Source organism: Pseudomonas sp. 1D4 (genome assembly GCF_001728925.1).
GTDB lineage: Bacteria > Pseudomonadota > Gammaproteobacteria > Pseudomonadales > Pseudomonadaceae > Metapseudomonas > Metapseudomonas otitidis.
On sequence record NZ_LXJQ01000044.1, the window covers coordinates 37,388 to 55,680 of the forward strand.

Genomic DNA, 18,293 nt, shown 5'->3' on the forward strand with positions numbered 1-18,293 from the left:
GGGGCCTTGCGCCCCCTTCTTGTTTTTCCGAGCCTAGAACCCTTTTCCAAGACGCTACAGGTGAATGCCGTGAGTTCCAGCAATCCCCTCCTGCAAGATTTCGACCTGCCCCCCTACTCCACCATCAAGCCCGAGCACGTCGAGCCCGCCGTCGACCAGATCCTGGCCGACAACCGCGCCGCCCTCGCCGCGCTGCTGGCCGGGCAGGACGGCACCCCCAGCTGGAAGGGCCTGGTGCTGGCGCTGGACGAACTGGGTGAGCGCCTGGGTCGTGCCTGGAGCCCGGTGAGCCACCTCAACGCCGTCTGCAACAGCGCCGAACTGCGCAACGCCTACGAGGCCTGCCTGCCCAAGCTGTCCGAGTACTGGACCGAAATGGGCCAGAACCGCGCCCTGTTCCAGGCCTACGAGGCCCTGGCCGCCAGCCCCGAGGCCGCTGGCTTCGATGTGGCGCAGAAGACCATCCTCGAACACGCCCTGCGTGACTTCCGCCTCTCCGGCATCGACCTGCCTGCCGACAAGCAGCAGCGCTATGGCGAGATCCAGATGAAGCTCTCCGAGCTGGGCAGCCGCTTCTCCAACCAGTTGCTGGACGCCACCCAGGCCTGGACCAAGCACGTCACCAACGAAGCCGCCCTCGCCGGCCTCACCGACTCGGCCAAGGCGCAGATGAAGCAGGCCGCCGAGGCCAAGGGCCTGGACGGCTGGCTGATCACCCTGGAATTCCCCAGCTACTACGCCGTGATGACCTACGCCGACGACCGCGCCCTGCGCGAAGAGGTCTACACCGCCTACGCCACCCGTGCCTCCGACCAGGGCCCCAACGCCGGCCAGAACGACAACGGCCCGGTAATGGCCGAGATCCTCGACCTGCGCCAGGAACTGGCCCGCCTGCTGGGCTTCGCCCATTTCTCCGACCTGTCCCTCGCCACCAAGATGGCCGAGACCACCCCCCAGGTGCTCGGCTTCCTGCGGGACCTGGCCCAGCGCAGCAAGCCCTTCGCCGCCCGTGACCTGGACGAGCTCAAGGCTTTCGCCGCCGAACGTGGCGTTGCCGACCTGAAGAGCTGGGATGTCGGCTACTTCAGCGAGAAGCTGCGCGAGCAGCGCTACAACATTTCCCAGGAAACCCTGCGCGCCTACTTCCCCATCGACAAGGTGCTCACTGGCCTGTTCGCCATCGTGCAGAAGCTCTACGGCATCGAAATCCGCGAACTCAGCGGCTTCGACACCTGGCACCCGGACGTGCGCCTGTTCGAGATCCGCGAGAACGGCGAGCACGTCGGCCGCTTCTTCTTCGACCTCTACGCCCGCGCCAACAAGCGCGGCGGCGCCTGGATGGACGGTGCCCGCGACAAGCGCCGCAACGCCCGTGGCGAACTGGTCGCCCCGGTGGCCAACCTGGTGTGCAACTTCACCCCGGCCGTCGGCGACAAGCCCGCGCTGCTGACCCACGACGAAGTCACCACCCTGTTCCACGAGTTCGGCCACGGCCTGCACCACCTGCTGACCCGCGTCGAGCATGCCGGTGCCTCAGGCATCAACGGCGTGGCCTGGGACGCCGTCGAGCTGCCCAGCCAGTTCATGGAGAACTGGTGCTGGGAGCCGGAAGGCCTGGCGCTGATCTCCGGCCACTACCAGAGCGGCGAACCCCTGCCTCAGGACCTGCTGGACAAGATGCTGGCGGCGAAGAACTTCCAGTCCGGCCTGATGATGGTCCGCCAACTGGAGTTCTCCCTGTTCGACTTCGAACTGCATGCCACCCACGGCGACGGCCGCAGCGTGCTCGACGTGCTGGAAGCGGTGCGTGACGAAGTGGCAGTGATGCGCCCACCGGCGTTCAACCGCTTCGCCAACAGCTTCGCGCACATCTTCGCCGGGGGTTACGCCGCCGGTTACTACAGCTACAAGTGGGCCGAAGTGCTCTCTGCCGACGCCTTCTCCAAGTTCGAGGAAGAAGGCGTGCTCAACCCGGCCACCGGCCGTGCCTTCCGCGACGCCATCCTCGCCCGGGGCGGTTCCCAGGCGCCCATGGTGCTGTTCGTCGACTTCCGTGGTCGCGAGCCCTCCATCGACGCCCTGCTGCGCCACAGCGGCCTCACGGAGGACGCGGCATGAGTGCCACGCCGAAGCGCTTCATCGCCGGGGCCGTGTGCCCCGCCTGCAGCGAGATGGACAAGATCCAGATGTGGGACGAGGACGGCGTACCGCACCGCCAGTGCGTCGGCTGCGGCTACGCCGACACCCTCAACGCCCAGGGCCAGTCGGTGCCCAAGGAGCTCGGCACCCGGGTCAACCAGGCCAAGCCCAAGCCGGCCGACCCCAAGGTGCAGAGCGTGCAGTTCTTCCCCAATCCCAAGCTGAAGAAATCCAGCGAGTAGCGACAAGGCCAAGGAGGGCGTCATGTGGCACCTGGTATGTGGTGACAACGCGGCCGAAGGCGTCGGCATCGTCCTCGGTGATTCCGTGGCCCATGAGTGGCTGCGGGTGCTGCGTGACGACCTCGCCGTCGGCCCGCTCAAGGACATCGAGCAGCCGCCCTGCACCCGCCGTTCCGCCTTCTGGCGGGCGGTCTGGCCGGAGGGTGTGCACCCGATGCCGGACTTCGAGCGTGACCTGGGGGCGGATGCGCAGTGGCTCGCCGGGTTGGCCGATCAGGACCATGGGGTGACCGTCTGGCACGGCGACAGCGCCTCCGAGCAGTTGCTGCTGGCCCGTGTTGCCGCGGTACTGGAGCACAGCGACCTGCCGTTCTGGGAAGTGCCCTGCGGCAGCGGCGACAGCAGCGTCAGCCACCGCCGCGCAGTGGCCATGCACACGCCGACCGACCTGGCCGAGCGCTACCTGCCGAGGCAGGTGGGGCCCGAGCGTCGTCACTACCTGGCAACGCAATGGCGCAGCGTGCTGGCCGAAGGTGCCGGCATCCGCCGTTGGCGGCAGGAGGTCTTCCATGGCGAGGATTTCAGTTTCATCGACGCCGATCTGCTGCAGTGCTGCAGCACTGACTGGCAGCCGCTGGCACGGGTGATGGCCGACGTCATGGCCAACTGCGACGGTTTCTTCGCCACCGACTTCTTCCTCTTCTGGCGAGCACGGGAACTGGCTGCCCAGGGCCGGGTCGAGATCGCTGGTGAACCGGCCGCCAACGGCTACGGCAACCTTCGGGTGCGCCGCCTGCCGGGCTGACCCAGCGGCTCTCCCTTCCCCCTTCGCAGCGCACAGGAGGTGCCATGCACGGCCCCGACCCTCGCAACCCGCACCCCATGGCGGGCTTCCCCCAGGTCTGTTTCATCCGCAACACGGTGAGCAACCCGCAGATCGAGATCGGCGAATACACCTACTACGACGACCCGGAGGATTCGGAGCACTTCGAGCGCAACGTGCTCTACCTCTTCCCCTTCATCGGTGACCGCCTGGTGATCGGGCGCTTCTGCGCCATCGCCCGTGGGGTGAAGTTCATCATGAACGGCGCCAACCACAAGCTCTCCGGCTTCTCCACCTACCCCTTCCAGATCTTCGGCGGTGGCTGGGAACACCACATGCCCGACCTGTCGGAGTTCCCCAACAAGGGCGACACCCGGATCGGCAACGACGTGTGGATCGGCTACGAGGCGCTGATCATGCCCGGGGTGAAGATCGGCGACGGCGCCATCATCTCCTCGCGCTCGGTGGTGACCCGCGACGTGCCGCCCTACACCGTGGTCGGCGGCAACCCGGCCGAGCCGCTGAAGCAGCGCTTCCCCGACGCGGTGGTGGAGCGCCTGCTGGCCATTGCCTGGTGGGACTGGCCGGTGGAGAAAGTCAGCCGGCACCTGGCGGCGATCATGGCGGCCGACCTCGATGCCCTGGAGCGCTGCGCCCGCGAGGCGTGAGGCGAACTGCGTCACTTCCGCCGCGTGGCCGCCTTGCCCGGTGGCGGGGCCGGGAGTAGTTTCCCCGGCTGTGCCGCCGCGCACAGGGAGCTGCAGCACGACGCAGCGACAGCGCAAGGAGATTCCCCAGTGCCCACCTTCACCCGAAACAACAAGCCGGTCGTCGGCACCGTCCAACTGGTGGTCGGCAACGTCCTCAGGCTGCGGCTGAACGGCCTTGGCCCGGGCAAGAAGCATTACGTGGTCAAGAGCGCCAACGCCTGCATCGAGGTCAAGCAGAACCCCAACGACCGCCAGGCGGAACAGACCGTGGTGCTCACGGCACTGCGGGCCTGCCCGGCGGTTCGGGTCGAGGCCTTCTCGGCGGTCGACGGGCTGCCATCGGGTATCCATGTCTCGATCGAAGTGACCGGCAAGCTCAGCCTGCCCGATCCCACCACTGACGAAGGCTGTCTGGCGCGGCTGCTGCTCGCCGAGTCCATTGCGCCCAAGCCCAATACCGACAACGCCGAGGCGCTGAAGTCCATGCAGTGGATGCGCCAGGTGATCGAGAACCGCATGGCGTTCTCCGACCCCAAGCACTTCGGCAAACCTGCCGGCAAGACCATGACGGCCTTCATCACTGCCAAGCAGCCGCTGCAGTTCGAAGGTTTCGGCAACTACCCGAACATTGGCGCCAAGCAGGCCAACATCGACGAGTTCCTGCGGCTGGCCAACGACGGCAGCGACACCCGCTTCGAGCGCATGCGCCAGCACGTGCAGAACGCCCTGGACGTGGCCAGCGGGGCCAAGCTGGGTGCTCCGGCACCGTCCAAGGTATTCGCCTGGCGGACCAGCAACTCCGGCAGCCCGGGGGGCAACTTCGTCAAGGTGGCGGACGTGGGCGGTCAGGCGTTCTTCACCCTCACCCAGGCCTTCATCGACAACCCCAACAACCCGGGTAAACCGAAGAAATGAACAGCCCACGCCTGGCCGGATGGCTCTCCGGCACCCTGCTCTTCGCGGTCCTCGGCCTGTGCGCGGCCGAATCCTTCGGCCCCTCGGTGTTCTCCGACCAGGTGGCCCGCTTCGACATCAACGCGGACAAGGCCTTCGCCAACCCCGAGCAGGACATGCGCTACCTGCTGGTGCAGGCCCAGCGCAACGACCAGCCCAACCACTTCTGCGTGGTCGGCTACCAGTGGGCGGATGGGTCGCGCAAGGCGGCGGTGCACTGGCAGGAGGGCGAGCGCATCGTCCTCTGGGGCGGCAAGTCCGGCTGGGGCGATGAATTCAAGTACGCCGACTCCATGGCCATGACCAATTCGGTGGACCTCAAGAACGGCCTGGTGGATACCGACGAGCAGCGCTTCGGCAGCAGCTTCCTGCAACTGCGCGCCTCCGCCGAAGGCACGCTGGCCGACTGCAAGGCCCATGGTCGGCAGTACCTGATCGAGCCGTTCACGCCGCCGAGCGAGGACGAGTAGGGCTTTCCGACGAAAACCGTCTGGCGCAGTACGCTGTCCGAATATACTGTTTATGCATACAGTATTTTCGGAGCGCCCCGCCATGACCGTCACCCTCCCGCCCCGTGGTCGGGGAACCGGCAGCAACCCCTGCAACCGCTTCGCCCCGACCCTCTCGGTGGCCGAGGACGACGGCTGGTACCAGGAGGTGCCGCCGACCCGCGCCACTGAAGTGCGCATCGAGACAGCCAAGAGCATCATCGCCCGCAACCAGTCGCCGGACCTGCCCTTCGACCGCTCCATCAACCCCTACCGGGGCTGCGAGCACGGCTGCATCTACTGCTACGCGCGGCCCAGCCACGCCTATTGGGACCTGTCCCCAGGCATCGATTTCGAGACCCGGCTGATCGCCAAGACCAACGCCGCCGCCTTGCTGGAGCAGCAGTTGAGCAAGCCGGGCTACCAGTGCGCGCCCATCGCCCTGGGGGCCAACACCGACCCCTACCAGCCCATCGAGCGCGAGCACCGCATCACCCGCCAGGTGCTGGAGGTGCTGCTGCGTTACCGCCACCCGCTGACCCTCGTTACCAAGGGCTCGCTGCTGTTGCGCGACCTCGACCTGCTGACCCAGTTGGCCGAGCAGCGCCTGGTCAAGGTGATGATCAGCCTCACCACCCTCGACGATGACCTCAAGCGCGTGCTCGAACCCCGCGCCGCGGCGCCCTCCGCACGGCTGCGGGCGATCCGCGTGCTGCGTGAAAACCGCGTGCCGGTGGGCGTGCTCTGTTCGCCGATGATCCCGATGATCAACGACAGCGAGCTGGAAAGCCTGCTGGAGGCGGCCCGCGATGCCGGTGCGCGCAGTGCCTCCTACATGCTGGTGCGCCTGCCCCGGGAGGTGGCGCCGCTGTTCGAGGAATGGCTGCAGGCCCACTACCCGCAGCGCGCCGCCCACGTGATGAGCATCATCCGTCAGTGCCGGGGTGGCGAGGTGTACGACAGCCGCTTCGGCAAGCGCTTTACCGGCGAAGGCGCCTTTGCCGCGCTGCTGGCCCGGCGCTTTGCGGTAGCCATGCGTCGCCTGGGGCTGGAGAAGCGCAGTGATGTGGCGCTGGACTGCTCGCGCTTCTGTCCGCCTGGTGGGCAGATGGCCCTGCTCTGAGTGATGGGATGAGCGGCATGGGTTTTCCGCGTCCGAGGTGTGACCGGAGCGCGCCGAACGGTGTCCTGTAGTGGGTCGGATAAATCCTACCGTGTCGGTAAAGTAATCCCACCTACCCCTACAGAGTCCTAAGGCGAATGAGGTCGGCATGAGCGACGAGCACGATACCCCGCAACCCCAAGAAAGCGCCGAAGAAGCGCTGCGCAACATCGTCGAAGGTTTTCAGCGCTTCCGCGACCAGGTCTATCCGGAGCAGGAAGAGCTGTTCAAACGTCTGGCCCATGAGCAGAAACCCCGCGCCATGTTCATCACCTGCGCCGACTCGCGCATCGTCCCGGAGCTGATCACCCAGAGCTCCCCCGGCGACCTGTTCGTCACCCGCAACGTCGGCAACGTGGTGCCGCCCTATGGGCAGATGAACGGTGGCGTTTCCACCGCCATCGAGTTCGCCGTCATGGCCCTCGGCGTGCACCACATCATCATCTGCGGCCACTCCGACTGCGGCGCCATGAAGGCGGTGCTCAACCCCGAGCAACTGAAGCGCATGCCCACCGTCAAGGCCTGGCTGCGCCATGCCGAAGTGGCCCGTACCGTGGTCGCCGAGAACTGTGGCTGCGCCAACCACGAGACCCTCGGTGTGCTGACCGAAGAGAACGTGGTGGCCCAGTTGGACCACCTGCGCACCCACCCCTCGGTGGCCGCACGCCTGGCCAGCGGCCAGTTGTTCATCCACGGCTGGGTCTACGACATCGAGACCGCCGCCATCCGTGCCTACGACGCCGAGAGCGGCCGCTTCCGCACCATCGGCGATGGCCCGCTGCCAATGGCCACGCCCCGCGCCCGCTACCTGTAAGCCCTGGCGCCCCGGCTGCGGCCGGGGCCTGGCCTGTTCCTTCCCGCCTCCTGTTCTTCGTTGCGTCCCCTCCGTTCCGCGCCCTGCCCGGCACGCCGCGTCCCTGGCCGGGGCTGGCGGCGTGCCATCCTCCGCTCGTCTGTAAGTTGCGTGCCAGAGCGGCCTATTCAGGTTGGGTTAAGGCTCGTGTTTAAGGTCTGTAGGGGCTCCGACCGCCTAGTTGAAGCGCCATCCGCCAACCCGTGGCGGAGCACTGGGCATGACGCCCATCCGACCTTCAGGAGGACCCATGAAACAGGACATTCTCAGCATTCGACCCGGGCAGTCTGCCGGCCTCGGTGACACCCCCGCCGAGGCCACCTTCGCCGCGCTGGTGGACGGCTGCCGACGCTTTCGGGAGCAGGCGTTCCCCGAACAGCAGGCGCTGTTCCAGCGTCTGGCACGCAGCCAGGCTCCACGCACCATGTTCATCACCTGCGCCGATTCGCGCATCGTCCCGGAGTTGATCACCCAGAGCTCGCCCGGCGACCTGTTCGTCACCCGCAATGTCGGCAACCTGGTGCCGGCCTACGGACAGATGAATGGCGGCGTCTCCACCGCCATCGAATACGCCGTGCTGGCCCTCGGCGTGCAGCACATCATCGTCTGCGGCCATTCGGACTGTGGCGCCATGAAGGCGGTGCTGGCCCCCGAGAGCCTCGGCCGCATGCCCACCGTGCGTGCCTGGCTGCGCCATGCCGAGGTGGCCCGCAGCCTGGTGGAGCGCAACTGCGACTGCGCCGGGCACGACACCCTTGGCGTGCTCACCGAGGAGAACGTGGTGGCCCAACTGGACCACCTGCGCACCCACCCGGCCGTCGCTGCGCGCCTGGCGGCCGGGCAGTTGTTCATCCATGGCTGGGTCTACGACATCGAGACCGCTGCCATCCGCGCCTACGACGCCGAGACGGGCCGCTTCCGCCCGCTGGAGGAGGCCAGCGCGAGCATGGCCACCCCGCGTCCCCGCTACCTGGCGTCCTGACGCCCGTCCCTTGCCACGGCGCCCGCTGGGCCGCCGTACCCCATGCTGCGCTCAGGAGAACACGCCATGCGCCTTGCTGAACTCAAGAACTCATTGCCACGGGAGGTGCTCGCCTCGGTGGTGGTCTTCCTCGTCGCCCTGCCGCTGTGCATGGGTATCGCCATCGCCTCCGGCATGCCGCCGGCCAAGGGCCTGGTCACCGGCATCATCGGCGGCCTGGTGGTGGGCTGGCTGGCCGGCTCGCCGCTGCAGGTCAGCGGCCCGGCGGCCGGGCTGGCCGTGCTGGTCTTCGAACTGGTTCGCGAGCACGGCGTGGCCATGCTCGGGCCGGTCCTGGTGCTGGCCGGTGCCCTTCAACTGCTGGCCGGCAGCCTGCGCCTGGGCTGCTGGTTCCGCGTCACCGCACCGGCGGTGGTGCAGGGGATGCTGGCCGGCATCGGCATCCTCATCGTGCTGTCCCAGGTCCATGTGATGTTCGACGCCAGCCCCCAGGCCTCGGGCCTGGACAACCTGCTGGCCTTCCCGGCGACCCTGCTGGAGGCGGCCCGCCTGTTCGGCCCGGGTGGCGGCCTCGATGCCGCCCTGCTGGGGCTCGGTACCATCCTGGTGATGCTGGCCTGGGAGCGCTGGCGTCCGGGGATTTTGCGCTTCCTGCCCGGTGCGCTGATCGGCGTCGGCCTCGCCACCCTGGTGGCCAGCGGCCTCGACCTGCAGGTGAACCGTGTGCAGGTACCGGCCACCCTCGGCGAGGCCATCGACTGGCTGCAGCCGGCGGACCTGCTGCGCCTGGCCGACCCGCAACTGCTGCTGGTGGCGCTGGTGCTGGCCTTCGTCGCCAGTGCCGAGACGCTGCTCTCCGCAGCAGCGGTGGACCGCATGCACAGCGGCCCGCGCTCCGACCTGGACCGCGAGCTGTCGGCCCAGGGCATTGGCAACCTCTTGTGCGGGGTGCTCGGCGCCCTGCCGATGACCGGGGTAATCGTGCGCAGCTCGGCCAACGTCCAGGCCGGCGCGCGGACCCGTCTCTCGGCCGTGCTGCACGGCGCCTGGCTACTGGCCCTGGTGGCGCTGCTGCCGGGCCTGCTGCAGCAGATCCCCATCGCCAGCCTGGCCGGTGTGCTGGTCTACACGGGCATCAAGCTGGTGGACCTCAAGAGCCTGCGCGGCCTCGGCCGCTATGGGCGCGCACCCTTGGCGATCCATGCCGCCACGGCGCTGGGCATCGTCGCCTTCGACCTGCTCAGCGGGGTGCTGATCGGCTTCGGCCTGACCCTGGCCAAGCTGGCCTGGAAGGCCTCCCGGCTGAAGGTCGCCCTGGTGCCCATCGGTCCGGACGAGGCAGAACTGCGTCTGATGGGCGCGGCCACCTTCCTGCGGGTGCCGCAACTGGCGGCGACCCTGGAGGGTGTGGCGCCGAGCATGCGACTGCACGTGCCGCTGGACCGGCTCAGCTACATCGACCACGCCTGCATGGAGCTGCTGCAGGACTGGGGCCGCAACGCCGAGCGCCAGGGCGGCGGGCTGTGCATCGAAGCGCGCGGGCTCAACCGGCGCCTGGAGGGGCGACGGCTGAGCCTGCGGGGGCGGACGGTCTGAGGGTCAGGCGATGGCGCAGGGTGCCGGGTCCAGTTGCAGCTCGACGCCGAGCTGGCGCGACAGGCAGGGCCAGCGCTTCCACGCCGCCTCCACCTTAGGGTCGTGCAGCCGCGCGCGGTACTGCTGCACCGACTCGCGCTGGAACACGCCCGGGTCCAGCATGCCGTCCACCGCCAGGTGGACGGCCTCGTCCAGCTGGTTGGCGAAGGGCTCGCCGATGAGCTGGTGGGCGACCAGGTTGGCCACTGTGGTGTCCAGCGGGATCAGCGGCTCGCCCAGGTGGGCGATGTAGCGGTCGTTCACCTCTTCCACCAGACGATGGGCCAGGTAGGCTTCGTCCAGCAGGCCGTCCAGCCCTTCGTGTCCCTCCACCACGCTGGGAGGCTGCAGGAAGAAGTGCTCGGCCACCTTCAGCACCGGCTTCACCTCCGCCTCGATACCGGCCTCGGCCGCGACGCTGGCGGCGGCGTCGAGCACGTCCGGCACCTGGTCGATGTAGGCCGCGACGAAGCGCGAGAGCACCCCGTGGGCATCGCTGCCGGGCAGGCGGATGGCCGGGTGCAGGCGGGACAGTTGGGCATCGAGCAGGCGCGCCAGATGGCCGTGGGCGGCTTCCTGGGCGTGGGCCTGGCGGATCAGTTCGCGCAGGGCGAGGGTGTTCATGACTGCTCCTGATTCAGGACATGGGATGGGAAGAACAGACCTTAGCCTGCCGGGGTCGGCGGCTAAGACCGGATTGTCATAATCGCTTAACGCTTATGCATCCAAGCGATAACGGCTCCCATTTACTTTACCAGCGAAGCCACGCCCGGCGCGGCCTGCGCCGCTGCGAACGTTCCGCACAGGATAAGTTTCCCCGCTGATTGCCAGGTCGGTCCCCCTGTCTATACTCCGACCCGAAGGCGTTACCTGATGACACCCGACTGTGCACCACGTGCTAGAGGTCGGCCGTTAAAGTCAGCCGTATTGACGACCGTCCCCCAGCCGCTGGCCCAGCCGGCGGGAAGAACAAGAACGATAAGGGGAACCCGCAATGATGCGACATCCGCGTGCCTGGATGGGATTCCTGCTGTGGTTGACGTTGACTCCGGTTCAAGCGGCCTGGACGGTCAACATGTCGCCCGGCGTTACGGAGGTCAGCCAGAGCGTATTCGACCTGCACATGACGATCTTCTGGATCTGCGTCGTGATCGGCGTGATCGTCTTCGGCGTGATGTTCTGGTCGATGCTCGTCCACCGCCGTTCCACCGGCCAGGAGCCCTCCCACTTCCACGAAAGCACCACGGTGGAGATCCTCTGGACCGTCGTGCCCTTCGTGATCCTGGTGGCGATGGCGGTGCCGGCCACCCGCACCCTGATCAAGATCTACGACACCTCCGAGTCGGAGCTGGACATCCAGATCACCGGCTACCAGTGGAAGTGGAACTACAAGTACCTGGGCCAGGACGTCGAATTCTTCAGCAACCTGGCCACGCCCGCCGAGCAGATCCAGAACAAGGCCGACAAGGGCGAGCACTACCTCTTGGAGGTGGATGAGCCGCTGGTGATTCCGGTGGGCACCAAGGTGCGCTTCCTGATCACCGCCGCCGACGTCATCCACTCCTGGTGGGTGCCGGCGCTGGCGGTCAAGCGCGATGCCATCCCCGGCTTCGTCAACGAGGCCTGGACGCGCATCGACAAGCCCGGCCTCTACCGCGGCCAGTGCGCCGAGCTGTGCGGCAAGGACCACGGCTTCATGCCCATCGTGGTCGAGGCCAAGTCCCGCGAAGACTTCGCCGTCTGGCTCGCCGAGCGCAAGGCCGAGGTGGCCAAGGTCAAGGAACTGACCGAGAAGGACTGGACCCTCGACGAACTGGTGGCCCGCGGCGACAAGGTCTACCACACCGCCTGCGCCGCCTGTCACCAGGGCGAGGGGCAGGGCATGCCGCCCATGTTCCCGGCGCTGAAGGGGTCGAAGATCGCCACCGGGCCCAAGGAAGGCCACCTCGACATCGTTTTCCACGGCAAGCCCGGCACCGCCATGGCCGCCTTCGGCAAACAGCTTTCGGAAGTCGATATCGCCGCCGTGATCACCTACGAGCGCAACGCCTGGGGCAACAACACGGGCGACATGGTCACGCCCAAGGAAGTCCTGGCCCTCAAACAAGCCGAGGAGAAATGACATGAGTGCAGTGATCGATCCGGGCCACGATGGCCACGATCATGCCGGGCATGATCACCACCACGGCCCGGCCAAGGGCCTGATGCGCTGGGTGCTCACCACCAACCACAAGGACATCGGCACCCTGTACCTGTGGTTCGCCTTTGCCATGTTCCTGCTGGGCGGCTCCATGGCCATGGTGATCCGCGCCGAGCTGTTCCAGCCCGGCCTGCAGATCGTCGAACCGGCGTTCTTCAACCAGATGACCACCATGCACGGCCTGATCATGGTCTTCGGCGCGGTGATGCCGGCCTTCGTCGGCCTGGCCAACTGGATGATCCCGCTGATGATCGGCGCGCCGGACATGGCCCTGCCGCGCATGAACAACTTCAGCTTCTGGCTGCTGCCGGCGGCCTTCGGCCTGCTCATCAGCACCCTGTTCAGCGCCGGCGGCGGGCCCAACTTCGGCTGGACCTTCTACGCCCCGCTGTCCACCACCTATGCGCCGGAGAGCGTCACCTTCTTCATCTTCGCCATCCACCTCATGGGCATCAGCTCGATCATGGGCGCGATCAACGTGATCGCCACCATCCTCAACCTGCGCGCCCCGGGCATGACCCTGATGAAGATGCCGCTGTTCGTCTGGACCTGGCTGATCACCGCCTTCCTGCTGATCGCGGTGATGCCGGTGCTGGCCGGCTGCGTGACCATGATGCTGATGGACATCCACTTCGGCACCAGCTTCTTCAACGCGGCGGGGGGTGGCGACCCGGTGCTGTTCCAGCACGTGTTCTGGTTCTTCGGCCACCCCGAGGTGTACATCATGATCCTGCCCGCCTTCGGCGCGGTCAGCTCGATCATCCCGGCCTTCGCCCGCAAGCCGCTGTTCGGCTACACCTCGATGGTCTACGCCACCGCCTCCATCGCCTTCCTTTCCTTCATCGTCTGGGCGCACCACATGTTCGTGGTGGGCATCCCGCTCACCGGCGAGCTGTTCTTCATGTACGCCACCATGCTGATCGCCGTGCCCACCGGGGTGAAGGTGTTCAACTGGGCGACCACCATGTGGCAGGGCTCGATGACCTTCGAGACACCGATGCTGTTCGCCGTGGCCTTCGTCATCCTCTTCACCATCGGCGGCTTTTCCGGGCTGATGCTGGCCATCGCCCCGGCGGACTTCCAGTACCACGACACCTACTTCGTGGTGGCGCACTTCCACTACGTGCTGGTGCCCGGCGCCATCTTCGGCATCTTCGCCTCGGCCTACTACTGGCTGCCCAAGTGGACCGGCCACATGTACGACGAGACCCTCGGCAAGCTGCATTTCTGGATGAGCTTCATCGGCATGAACCTCGCCTTCTTCCCCATGCACTTCGTGGGGCTGGCCGGCATGCCCCGGCGCATCCCCGACTACAACCTGCAGTTCGCCGACTTCAACATGGTCTCCTCCATCGGCGCCTTCACCTTCGGCGCCACCCAGTTGCTGTTCCTGTTCATCGTCATCAAGTGCATCCGTGGCGGCAAACCCGCCCCGGCCAAGCCCTGGGACGGTGCCGAGGGGCTGGAATGGAGCGTGCCCTCGCCGGCGCCGTACCACACCTTCAGCACCCCGCCCGAGGTGAAGTGACATGGACGGCGAGCTGGGAACCCGCCGCCTGATCCAGCGCCTGCTGGTGCTGGTGGTGGCGATGTTCGGCTTCGGTTTCGCCCTGGTGCCGATCTACGACGTCATGTGCGTCGCCTTCGGCATCAACGGCAAGACCAACGCCAGCGCCTACGAAGGCAGCCAGGTGCAGGACGACAAGCGCCAGGTGCGCGTGCAGTTCCTCGCCACCAACGCGGCGGACATGACCTGGGAGTTCCGCTCCAAGGCGGACGACCTGGTGGTGCACCCGGGGGCCAGCAACGAAATGCTGTTCATCGCCCACAACACCACCGACAAGCCGATGAGCGCCCAGGCGATCCCCAGCATCTCGCCCTCCAAGGCCGCCGCCTATTTCCACAAGACCGAGTGCTTCTGCTTCACCCAGCAGGTGCTGCAGCCGGGTGAACGCATCGAGATGCCGGTGCGTTTCATCGTCGACCGCGACCTGCCGGCGGACGTGCACCACCTGACCCTCGCCTACACGCTGTTCGACATCACCGCCCGCAAGCCGCCAGTCGCCAGCAACTGAGGCGCGCAAGGAGAACGACACGATGGCTAGCCACGAGCAGTACTACGTCCCCGCCCAGAGCAAATGGCCGATCATCGCCACCATCGGCATGCTCGTGACCGTCTACGGACTGGGCACCTGGTTCAACGACCTCAAGGCCGCGCGGCCCGAGTCCAACGGCCCGCTGATCTTCTTCATCGGCAGCCTGTGCCTGGCCTACATGCTGTTCGGCTGGTTCGGCGCGGTGATCCGCGAGAGCCGGGGCGGGCTCTACAGCCCGCAGATGGACCGCTCGTTCCGCTGGGGCATGAGCTGGTTCATCTTCTCCGAGGTGATGTTCTTCGCCGCCTTCTTCGGTGCCCTGTTCTACATCCGCATGTGGGCCGGCCCCTGGCTCGGTGGTGAGGGGGACAAGGGCGTGGCCAACATGCTCTGGCCCAATTTCGAATACACCTGGCCGCTGCTCAACACCCCCGATCCCAAGCTGTTCCCCGGACCGAAGGAAGTGATCGACCCGTGGCACCTGCCGCTGATCAACACCCTCCTGCTGGTGTCCTCCAGCTTCACCGTCACCTTCGCCCACCACGCGCTGAAGAAAGACAACCGCAAGCTGCTGAAGATCTGGCTGGCCCTGACCATCCTGCTCGGCGCCGCCTTCCTCGCCCTGCAGGTCGAGGAATACGTGCACGCCTACACCGAACTGGGCCTGACCCTCGGCTCGGGCATCTACGGCGCCACCTTCTTCATGCTCACCGGCTTCCACGGCGCCCACGTGACCATGGGCACCCTGATTCTCATCGTGATGCTGGTGCGCATCCTGCGCGGCCACTTCGACGCCGAGCACCACTTCGGCTTCGAGGCCGCCAGTTGGTACTGGCACTTCGTGGACGTGGTCTGGGTCGGGCTGTTCATCTTCGTCTACGTGCTCTGAACCGCCCTACCAGGTGACGTGGGACACCAACTGGCCGCTGTAGAAACCCCAGGCCACCAGCGCCAGGATCGACGCGGCCAGTACCACCCGCAGGGTCAGGGCGTTCACCAGGCGGTGGCCCTTGCCGGCGTCCTTGACCAGGAAGAACAGGCCGCTGAACAGGCTGACCAGCATGGCCAGCAGCAACACCAGGATGAGCGCCTTGAGCATGGGGCGACTCCGTCGACAGAAGGGGGACGTCGTGCAGTATAGCCAGCCCTACCCGGGCACCCGGCGACCCCGGGCCCGGCGCTTCCGACCCGGCTGGGGGCCCACCCTGGCGGTGCTCCTGCTGCTGCCGCTGCTGGTCGGCCTGGGCCTCTGGCAGCTCGGCCGCGCCGAGGAGAAGCGCCAGTTGCTGGCCGGCTACGAAGCCCGCCGACAGGCCGACCCGGTGAGCGTGCTGGACCTGGAACGCCAGCCCGACCCCGCCTTCATGCGGGTGCGTCTGCAGGGCCGCTTCGACGCCCAGCACAGCCTCCTGCTGGACAACCGCACCCGCAACGGCCGCCCCGGCGTCGAACTGCTGCAACCCTTCTACGACCCGGCCAGCGGGCTCTGGGTGCTGGTCAACCGGGGCTGGCTGCCCTGGCCCGACCGCCGCACCCCGCCGACCTTCGACACCCCTGCCGCCGCCCAGGTGCTCGATGCCTGGGCCTACGTCCCGCCCGGCACCAGCCTCGAACTGCGCCATGTGGACAGCCGCGACTGGCCACAACTGATCAACCAGGTGGACGCCGCCGCGCTCTGGCAGCGCCTCGGCCGTGGCGGCCTGCCCCTGGAACTGCGCCTGGAGCCCGGCAGCGCCGCCTACGACACCGACTGGCCGGTGGTGGCCATGGGCCCCGAACGCCACCTGGGCTACGCCGTGCAATGGTTCGCCCTGGCCGTCGCCCTCTGTGCCCTGTACCTCTACCTCGGCATCCGCCTAGCACGGGAGCTTCCTGATGAACCCAGCCCTCGCTCTGCCTGAACGCCCGCACCGCGCCCGTGGGCGCCTGCAACTGCTGCTGATCCTCGCCGTGGTGATCGGCCCCATGGTGCTGGCCTCGGCCATGTACCACCTGCGTTTCTGGGTGCCCGACGGGCGCAGCTACCACGGCACGCTGATCGGCAACGGCCAGCAGCGCGAAGACCTCGGCGTGCAGGGCGCCGCCGCCCCCGAGCGCTGGCAGTTGCTGGTGACCGCCCCGGCCGGCTGCCCCGCTGACTGCCAGCAACTGGTCTACCTCGCCCGGCAGATCAACATCGGCCTGGGCCGCGAAGCCAACCGCGCCGACCACGCCCTGGCCCTGGGCGGCAGCCTCGACGAGGCCTATCGCCAGACCCTCGAGCGCGACTACCCGCGCCTGGCCCGCTACGGCCTGGACCCGGCCACCTACACCAAGGCCGGCGGCGGCGGCACCCCGCAGCTGTGGATCGTCGACCCCCACGGCAACCTGGTACTGCGCTACGACGGCCAGGTGCCCGGCAAGCGCGTGCTCGACGACCTGCGCCACCTGCTGAAGCTGTCCAACATCGGCTGACCCGGCCCGAAGGAGACCGTCATGCCTCGCACCTTCCGCCCCGGTTTCACCCTCGCCGCCCTGGCCACGGTGCTGGCCCTGGTGGTGGTGCTGCTCGGCGCCTATACCCGGCTCACCCACGCCGGCCTCGGCTGCCCCGACTGGCCGGGCTGCTACGGCTTCATCGGCGTGCCGCAGACCGACGCCCAACTGGCCCACGCCGAGCGCCACTTCCCCGAAACCCCGGTGGAGGCGCAGAAGGGCTGGAACGAGATGGTCCACCGCTACTTCGCCGGCGTCCTTGGCCTGGTCATCCTCGGCCTTGCGGTGCATGCCCTGGTTCGGCGCGGGCGTGACGGCCAGCCCCTGCGCCTGCCCCTGGTGCTGCTCGGCGTGGTCATCACCCAGGCCGCCTTCGGCATGTGGACGGTCACCCTCAAGCTCTGGCCCCAGGTGGTCACCGCCCACCTGCTCGGCGGCTTCACCACCCTGGCCCTGCTGTTCCTGCTCAGCCTGCGCCTCTCCGGCGCGCTGCCGGCGCTCAGCCTGCCCACGGGCCTGCGGCGGCTGGCGGCAGCGGCCCTGGCCCTGGTGATCGGGCAGATCGCCCTGGGCGGCTGGGTCAGTTCCAACTACGCGGCGGTGGCCTGCGTCGACCTGCCTACCTGCCACGGCCAGTGGTGGCCGGCGATGGACTTCGCCAACGGCTTCCACCTCACCCAGCACATCGGCCCCAACTACCTCGGCGGCCAACTGGACAGCGACGCCCGCACCGCCATCCACATGACCCACCGCCTCGGCGCCCTGGTGGTGACCCTGACCCTGCTGGCGCTGGCCTGGCGCCTGCGCGGCGAAGGCCTCGGCCGCCTCGCCGGGCTGCTGCTGGCGGTGCTGGCGCTGCAGGTGGGGCTGGGCATCAGCAACGTGCTCTTCCACCTGCCGCTGCCGGTGGCCGTGGCTCACAACGGCGGCGGCGCCCTGCTGCTGCTGACCCTGGTGCTGGTGAACTACCGCGTGCGCGCACCAGCCCTGGCAACCGAACCGGGCGACCCCGCCCTGCGCCTGCCTGCCGGCAAGCCCGCCTGACGACAAGAAGAAGGAGAGACGCCATGGCCACGCTGCTCCAGCACGGACACACCCGGGCCCACGCCACCTGGCGGGACTACCTGGAACTGACCAAACCCAAGGTCGTGCTGCTGATGATCATCACCTCCCTGGTGGGGATGTTCCTCGCCACCCGCGCCGGCGTGGCCTGGGAGGTCCTGCTGTTCGGCAACCTCGGCATCGCCCTCTGCGCCGGGGCAGCGGCGGCGGTGAACCATGTGGTGGACCGGCGCATCGACGCCATCATGGCGCGCACCCTCAAGCGCCCGGTGGTCAGTGGCCGCGTCTCGCCGTTGGCAGCGCTGGCCTTTGCCCTGTTGCTGGCGGTGGCCGGCCTGGCCCTGCTGCTGCGCTTCACCAACGAACTGGCGGCCTGGCTCACCCTCGCCTCGCTGCTGGGCTACGCCGTGCTCTATACCGGCTTCCTCAAGCGCGCTACGCCGCAGAACATCGTCATCGGCGGGCTGGCCGG

The 18,293-nt window shown here is 67.7% G+C and carries 20 protein-coding genes; 18 read left to right on the forward strand and 2 right to left on the reverse strand.

Annotated elements, in window-relative coordinates; translation table 11 throughout:
- The first annotated feature begins 69 nt into the window (after positions 1–69).
- From prlC to A7D27_RS20250, 10 genes are all read left to right on the forward strand, one after another.
- Positions 70–2,118: an oligopeptidase A gene (prlC, locus tag A7D27_RS20205; protein ID WP_069561890.1), complete on the forward strand. Its 2,049-nt coding sequence runs from the start codon at positions 70–72 to the stop codon at positions 2,116–2,118.
- Positions 2,115–2,381: a YheV family putative zinc ribbon protein gene (locus A7D27_RS20210; RefSeq protein ID WP_069561872.1), complete on the forward strand. Its 267-nt coding sequence runs from the start codon at positions 2,115–2,117 to the stop codon at positions 2,379–2,381. Before prlC ends, A7D27_RS20210 begins: the two co-directional genes overlap by 4 nt.
- A gap of 22 nt (positions 2,382–2,403) precedes the next feature.
- A complete protein-coding gene (locus tag A7D27_RS20215) occupies positions 2,404–3,186 on the forward strand; it encodes a DUF1835 domain-containing protein (protein ID WP_069561873.1) in 783 nt (260 codons plus the stop codon).
- A gap of 44 nt (positions 3,187–3,230) precedes the next feature.
- The gene (locus A7D27_RS20220) at positions 3,231–3,872 is read left to right on the forward strand and encodes a Vat family streptogramin A O-acetyltransferase (RefSeq protein ID WP_083265716.1); all 642 of its coding nucleotides are present in this window, start codon (positions 3,231–3,233) and stop codon (positions 3,870–3,872) included.
- 129 nt (positions 3,873–4,001) lie between these two features.
- Complete coding sequence (locus A7D27_RS20225) at positions 4,002–4,829, forward strand: hypothetical protein (RefSeq protein ID WP_069561874.1); 828 nt, start codon at positions 4,002–4,004, stop codon at positions 4,827–4,829.
- On the forward strand, positions 4,826–5,338 hold the full coding sequence (locus tag A7D27_RS20230; RefSeq protein WP_069561875.1) for a hypothetical protein: 513 nt from the start codon (positions 4,826–4,828) through the stop codon (positions 5,336–5,338). The genes A7D27_RS20225 and A7D27_RS20230 overlap by 4 nt, the downstream gene beginning before the upstream one ends.
- An 82-nt stretch (positions 5,339–5,420) precedes the next feature.
- Positions 5,421–6,479 carry a PA0069 family radical SAM protein gene (locus A7D27_RS20235; protein ID WP_069561876.1) on the forward strand — a complete coding sequence of 353 codons (1,059 nt, stop codon included), beginning with the start codon at positions 5,421–5,423 and terminating at the stop codon, positions 6,477–6,479.
- A 148-nt stretch (positions 6,480–6,627) separates the two neighbouring features.
- Positions 6,628–7,332, forward strand: a complete 705-nt coding sequence (locus tag A7D27_RS20240) for a carbonic anhydrase (RefSeq protein WP_069561877.1) — start codon at positions 6,628–6,630, stop codon at positions 7,330–7,332.
- Positions 7,333–7,621: 289 nt separating this feature from the next.
- Complete coding sequence (locus A7D27_RS20245) at positions 7,622–8,353, forward strand: carbonic anhydrase (protein ID WP_083265717.1); 732 nt, start codon at positions 7,622–7,624, stop codon at positions 8,351–8,353.
- A 66-nt stretch (positions 8,354–8,419) separates the two neighbouring features.
- Positions 8,420–9,949, forward strand: a complete 1,530-nt coding sequence (locus A7D27_RS20250; protein WP_069565895.1) for a SulP family inorganic anion transporter — start codon at positions 8,420–8,422, stop codon at positions 9,947–9,949.
- 3 nt (positions 9,950–9,952) lie between these two features.
- Here the strand turns inward: A7D27_RS20250 and A7D27_RS20255 are convergent, their stop codons facing one another.
- Positions 9,953–10,612 carry a hypothetical protein gene (locus tag A7D27_RS20255; protein ID WP_069565896.1) on the reverse strand — a complete coding sequence of 220 codons (660 nt, stop codon included), beginning with the start codon at positions 10,610–10,612 and terminating at the stop codon, positions 9,953–9,955.
- A gap of 370 nt (positions 10,613–10,982) precedes the next feature.
- Here A7D27_RS20255 and coxB point away from each other — a divergent pair, with 370 nt between their 5' ends.
- From coxB to A7D27_RS20275, 4 genes are read left to right on the forward strand one after another with little or no spacing between them, the layout of a single operon-like run.
- Entirely contained in the window at positions 10,983–12,110 is a 1,128-nt protein-coding gene (gene coxB, locus A7D27_RS20260; RefSeq protein WP_083265718.1) for a cytochrome c oxidase subunit II, read from the forward strand.
- Between the two features lies 1 nt (position 12,111).
- Entirely contained in the window at positions 12,112–13,716 is a 1,605-nt protein-coding gene (gene ctaD, locus A7D27_RS20265) for a cytochrome c oxidase subunit I (RefSeq protein ID WP_069561880.1), read from the forward strand.
- A 1-nt stretch (position 13,717) separates the two neighbouring features.
- A complete protein-coding gene (locus tag A7D27_RS20270; protein WP_069561881.1) occupies positions 13,718–14,263 on the forward strand; it encodes a cytochrome c oxidase assembly protein in 546 nt (181 codons plus the stop codon).
- Positions 14,264–14,285: 22 nt separating this feature from the next.
- Positions 14,286–15,173, forward strand: coding sequence for a cytochrome c oxidase subunit 3 (locus A7D27_RS20275; protein ID WP_069561882.1), 888 nt, complete (start codon positions 14,286–14,288; stop codon positions 15,171–15,173).
- 6 nt (positions 15,174–15,179) lie between these two features.
- Here A7D27_RS20275 and A7D27_RS20280 read toward each other — a convergent pair whose 3' ends face one another.
- Positions 15,180–15,383, reverse strand: a complete 204-nt coding sequence (locus A7D27_RS20280) for a twin transmembrane helix small protein (RefSeq protein WP_069565897.1) — start codon at positions 15,381–15,383, stop codon at positions 15,180–15,182.
- A gap of 31 nt (positions 15,384–15,414) precedes the next feature.
- On the opposite strand from A7D27_RS20280, the gene A7D27_RS20285 reads away from it, so the two are divergent.
- From A7D27_RS20285 to A7D27_RS20300, 4 genes are all read left to right on the forward strand, one after another.
- A complete protein-coding gene (locus tag A7D27_RS20285) occupies positions 15,415–16,185 on the forward strand; it encodes an SURF1 family protein (protein ID WP_069561884.1) in 771 nt (256 codons plus the stop codon).
- Entirely contained in the window at positions 16,160–16,738 is a 579-nt protein-coding gene (locus tag A7D27_RS20290) for a hypothetical protein (RefSeq protein ID WP_069565898.1), read from the forward strand. The genes A7D27_RS20285 and A7D27_RS20290 overlap by 26 nt, the downstream gene beginning before the upstream one ends.
- 21 nt (positions 16,739–16,759) lie before the next feature.
- Positions 16,760–17,803 (forward strand): heme A synthase, encoded by a 1,044-nt coding sequence (locus A7D27_RS20295; RefSeq protein WP_069561886.1) that lies wholly within the window; start codon positions 16,760–16,762, stop codon positions 17,801–17,803.
- 23 nt (positions 17,804–17,826) lie between these two features.
- Positions 17,827–18,293 (forward strand): UbiA family prenyltransferase (locus A7D27_RS20300; RefSeq protein WP_170832313.1); only part of this gene is annotated, 467 nt, incomplete at its 3' end.

Excerpts from the sequence above, each read along its gene's own strand:
- A7D27_RS20210 (WP_069561872.1), top strand. The coding sequence starts at position 2,115 with ATGAGTGCCACGCCGAAGCGCTTCATCGCCGGGGCCGTGTGCCCCGCC.
- A7D27_RS20215 (WP_069561873.1), top strand. The coding sequence starts at position 2,404 with ATGTGGCACCTGGTATGTGGTGACAACGCGGCCGAAGGCGTCGGCATC.
- A7D27_RS20220 (WP_083265716.1), top strand. The coding sequence starts at position 3,231 with ATGCACGGCCCCGACCCTCGCAACCCGCACCCCATGGCGGGCTTCCCC.
- A7D27_RS20230 (WP_069561875.1), top strand. The coding sequence starts at position 4,826 with ATGAACAGCCCACGCCTGGCCGGATGGCTCTCCGGCACCCTGCTCTTC.
- A7D27_RS20235 (WP_069561876.1), top strand. The coding sequence starts at position 5,421 with ATGACCGTCACCCTCCCGCCCCGTGGTCGGGGAACCGGCAGCAACCCC.
- A7D27_RS20240 (WP_069561877.1), top strand. The coding sequence starts at position 6,628 with ATGAGCGACGAGCACGATACCCCGCAACCCCAAGAAAGCGCCGAAGAA.
- A7D27_RS20245 (WP_083265717.1), top strand. The coding sequence starts at position 7,622 with ATGAAACAGGACATTCTCAGCATTCGACCCGGGCAGTCTGCCGGCCTC.
- A7D27_RS20250 (WP_069565895.1), top strand. The coding sequence starts at position 8,420 with ATGCGCCTTGCTGAACTCAAGAACTCATTGCCACGGGAGGTGCTCGCC.
- A7D27_RS20255 (WP_069565896.1), bottom strand. The coding sequence starts at position 10,612 with ATGAACACCCTCGCCCTGCGCGAACTGATCCGCCAGGCCCACGCCCAG.
- coxB (WP_083265718.1), top strand. The coding sequence starts at position 10,983 with ATGATGCGACATCCGCGTGCCTGGATGGGATTCCTGCTGTGGTTGACG.
- ctaD (WP_069561880.1), top strand. The coding sequence starts at position 12,112 with ATGAGTGCAGTGATCGATCCGGGCCACGATGGCCACGATCATGCCGGG.
- A7D27_RS20270 (WP_069561881.1), top strand. The coding sequence starts at position 13,718 with ATGGACGGCGAGCTGGGAACCCGCCGCCTGATCCAGCGCCTGCTGGTG.
- A7D27_RS20275 (WP_069561882.1), top strand. The coding sequence starts at position 14,286 with ATGGCTAGCCACGAGCAGTACTACGTCCCCGCCCAGAGCAAATGGCCG.
- A7D27_RS20280 (WP_069565897.1), bottom strand. The coding sequence starts at position 15,383 with ATGCTCAAGGCGCTCATCCTGGTGTTGCTGCTGGCCATGCTGGTCAGC.
- A7D27_RS20290 (WP_069565898.1), top strand. The coding sequence starts at position 16,160 with ATGAACCCAGCCCTCGCTCTGCCTGAACGCCCGCACCGCGCCCGTGGG.
- A7D27_RS20295 (WP_069561886.1), top strand. The coding sequence starts at position 16,760 with ATGCCTCGCACCTTCCGCCCCGGTTTCACCCTCGCCGCCCTGGCCACG.